2 protein-coding genes are annotated in these 3885 nt (G+C 44.6%); both read right to left on the bottom strand.

Going from position 1 to position 3885, the window contains the following annotated elements:
• Nucleotides 1-3260: SpaA isopeptide-forming pilin-related protein (locus IJ369_RS04920; protein WP_290716687.1), on the bottom strand; the 3260-nt coding region annotated here is incomplete at its 3' end.
• Between the two features lie 79 nt (nt 3261-3339).
• Nucleotides 3340-3885: CHAP domain-containing protein (locus IJ369_RS04915; protein ID WP_290716684.1), on the bottom strand; the 546-nt coding region annotated here is incomplete at its 5' end.

Here is a 3885-nt window from a genome sequence, read left to right as displayed (position 1 = left end):
GTTCTGGGTTCTTCATCCCAATGGTAGCCTTCCAGACCTTTTGTTTCTGTGACAGTGTACCAGCCATCTTCCAGATCAGAAATGTAGATCATACCTTCATTATCGGTTTTGAACATGCCGATCTTTTCGCCATTCAGTTTGGAAACGACAAAGGAAACACCTTCCAGGGGTTCATTGGTTTCAGAATCCGTTTTGATGATCTTAATGCCAGCCAAAGGACTATTTTTGAATTCCAGACGATAAGTCTTTCCATCTGTGCCGATGTCAATCGTCTTAAGAGTATCATTCTTTGCATACCCATCAGGTGCTTCCAGTTCTGTCGCAATATAACTGCCGGGTTTCAGGTTAGAAATCAGGATCTCACCATTATTATCTGTAGTATATTCCCCATTTGCATTGCCAACCACGGTACCGTCGTTGTCGGTTACTTTGAATTTTGCTCCAGCCAGAGGCATATTGGTTTCTGCATCCACTTTAGAAATCAGCAGAGATCCATAAGGATAATTTGTAAATACTACCTCTACAACAGATGTACCATCTGCTTTCAACCAAGCCTGCTGCTTACTGTTTTCAGAAAGCAGATAATTTGCAGGCGGCTTCACTTCCTCAATGATATACACTCCTGCTTCCAGACCTGTGATTACGATGATGCCGCTGTTATCCGTAGTATATCTGCCGATGATCGTACCGGAATTACCAGAAATATCTTCAGATACTTTTCTTACCTCAAACACCGCTCCTGCCAGCAGTTCGGAAGTATTTGCATCCGTCTTTTTGATGACGATACTGTTCAAAGGATAGTTGGTGATTTCTTCGCCAACAGTATACTCGCTGCCGGATGTCACTTTCACGGTACTCGCACTGCTGTTGCCAGAAGAAGTTGGAACAGATGCTTCGAAATCTGCATCGTAGGCATTCTCCCCTGGCGCAAGATATTTTCTCGTCACAGGATCAGAAGGCAGGCTCATGCCCTGAGCTGCTCTAACTTCTGTGAGCACATACCAGCCGGGTTCTGTATCTTTAACAATGATCTGACCGTTTTCATCAGTTTTGTATGTACCAAGGGTCACAACGCCACCATCAGAGGTTTCTCTCTGAATTTTGAAAGTTGTGCCAGGTACCGGCTTCTCTGTCAAAGCATTTGTTTTGGTAACAATAAGCGTAGGCTTCTTCGTATCCTCAAAAATCAAAGTTTTTGTCTTTCCCCATTCCAGAGCAATGTCCTTATGATTTTCTGCATCCAGACAATAGCCATCCGGCGCTGTAACTTCCTCTACCGTATAAACAGCCTCATCCAGATCTCTGATGATAACTGTACCTGTTTCGTCCGTCACATATTCGCTGACAGTTTTATCTTCTGTTTTTGTTACTTTGAATTTTGCACCTGCCAGAGGTTCCTGTGTCTGGCTGTCCAGCTTCATAATCTGCAGGGAAGGACGCAGTCTGTTATCGAATTTGACTTCTACGGTTTCATTCGGTTCCAAATACACATCTTTGCTCTCTGTTGCAATCAAGTATCCGCTGGGGGCTGCCAGTTCTGTGATGGTATACCAACCTTCTGCCAGATCTTCCACTCTGATTTGACCGGATTTATCCGTCATGCCTTCATAGATGATAGAACCACCCTTTTTCGCAATAGAAAACTCTGCATTTTCCAGAGGCATTCCTGTATCCTCATCGTATTTCTTGATGACAATACCAGGCTTTGCTTCATTGGTAAGGGTGATCGTTGCTGTTTTTCCTGGCTCCAGTTTGATGATCTGTGGCGTATCGTTCAGAATGTAGCCATCGGGTGCTACAATCTCTGTTACGGTGTAAGTACCGCTTTTCAGATTTGTCAGTGTCGCTCTGCCAGATGCATTGGTATAAACATCATAGGATTCATGACCGCCGTCATAGGCTACTCTAATCGCTGCACCTGCCAATGCGTCCCCTGTATCAGCATCTACTTTCATAACCTCCAACTGCGCCATTTCTTCATTGGCAAAGGTTACCACTGTAGGCTCATCTGCATCTTCAATCACAACATCTTTATGATTATTTTCGTCTAGTACATAGCCCACAGGCGCAACTTCTTCTGTAATAGATACATTCCCTGTAATATCAGGAATCAGGATCTCACCATTTTCATCTGTCACATAATGACCAATGACTTTGCCATCCACTGCAACTTTGAATACAGCGCCTTTCAGCCCCTCTGCTGTGCCTTTCTTCACCTTCAAAATCTGCGGACCTTCCCCTGCATCAGGAACAGTAGGATTTTCTGTGTCTGTTGATGTTTCGGAATCTTCGGGTTCATCGGGTGTAATGTCGCCGCTTTCCCCATACACCAGCTGCACCCAGGAATCACCGTTATAGGAAGGCAAAGGGGCAACATAATAATCCTGCTTTTTTGCATCATGGGCGATACCGAACATAACTGCTTTATTTTCCAATTTGCCTTTGAACAGTACACGGAATTCGCCACCTTCCTCTGCTGCTTCCGCAGGGATCAGGACTTTGAATGTTGTTTCGCTGCCGTCAAATTCTGTTTTTTCGTTGTTATTTACGTCCGTCACCTTTGCGCCATCAGGCACACCATTGTCAATAACAACACGGTAACTTCTGATATCCACATTGGATTTTAAGGTGTATGTCTGAGAGATATAATCTCCATCGATGCTGTCTGAGCCAACCAACTGAGACTGCGGATTCACCGCAAGCCAGGATTTATATACATACTGGTTCGCCAGACCTTTTGCCACCAGATTTTTCATTGCTGTTTCCACATGGGCGTTCTGGCTGCCATTGGCTTTCCAGTCATCCAGATTGCTGTAGTTATCATGTACCACAGCCCAAACCGCCATCTTTGTCGCATAGTAGGCTTCATAATCCGTCTTTACGCCTAATTCTTCCGGTGTTTTATAGGGATAACCGTTTGTGATAACGCCCCATACATGAGGATCGCTGTCCAGCTGGTCTACGTCAACGTCATAATTCTTTGACGCAAAGTTCTCGACACCACCTCTGTTGGGATTGGCGCAAAAAGCAGGATATTCCTTGCCATCCTCCGCTTTGTAAACAATGATTGCAGCGGCAAAATTGGTAGGGTCGATCATCCCTTTCCAAGTCAGCAGCTGTGCCCCTGTGTCCTGTTTCACATAGAGATTTACTTTGTTCAGGGCTGTTTCCAGAGAGGTTCCGGCAAATGCCTGAATGCCCGATGTCAACAGCATGATCAATGCCATAAAAATCGTAGTAATTCTTTTCCATGCTGACATTTTCATCACTCCATTTCTTTGAAATAAAAAAGGGCCTGGTTTTTACCAAGCCCTTGTGTAGTGAATTTCCTCGTTGATCCTATTCAGTTGTTTCCTTTACGGTGATGTAGCCAGCTAATTTCAGTTGCTTCGTTCCCTTGAAAGTTTGGAAGCTTTCCTTGCTGACTGCACCATCACAGCCTTCGGTAAATTTATTTTTCTGGGTGTCATATTTACCATTGGCATCGGTATAATAGACGTATTTAGGATTACCTTTGGCATCTCGTTCCACATATTCAATGAAACATACATGACCAGCCAGTTTACTGTTGGTTCTGGGGGCATATACAGCAATGGTCTGTTCCTGGATGTCCCGAATATCAGTGATCACCTCCACTTCGGTACATTTTTCTTCCGCCGTGATCCAGTTTTTCGCATTTCCCAGATATGGTAGTTCAATACCATGCACTTCTTTGAATCTGCCTCTGGCATACCATGTACACTGCCCGACAATGCCTGTCCGATAGGCCTCCATAAGCCTGCCAGTTCCAGTGATTTTTGGATCAGCCTGTCCATTTACGATGTGTCCCAACACTTCCCCTACTTTCGGCGCTGCCTGTGCTAGAAAAGTTACTGTCAAACTCAT

Source organism: Anaerotignum sp., assembly GCF_017483025.1.
Lineage (GTDB): Bacteria > Bacillota > Clostridia > Lachnospirales > Anaerotignaceae > Anaerotignum_A.
The sequence above is the reverse complement of the archived record's forward strand: the minus strand, read 5'-3'. Positions and strand labels throughout refer to the sequence as shown.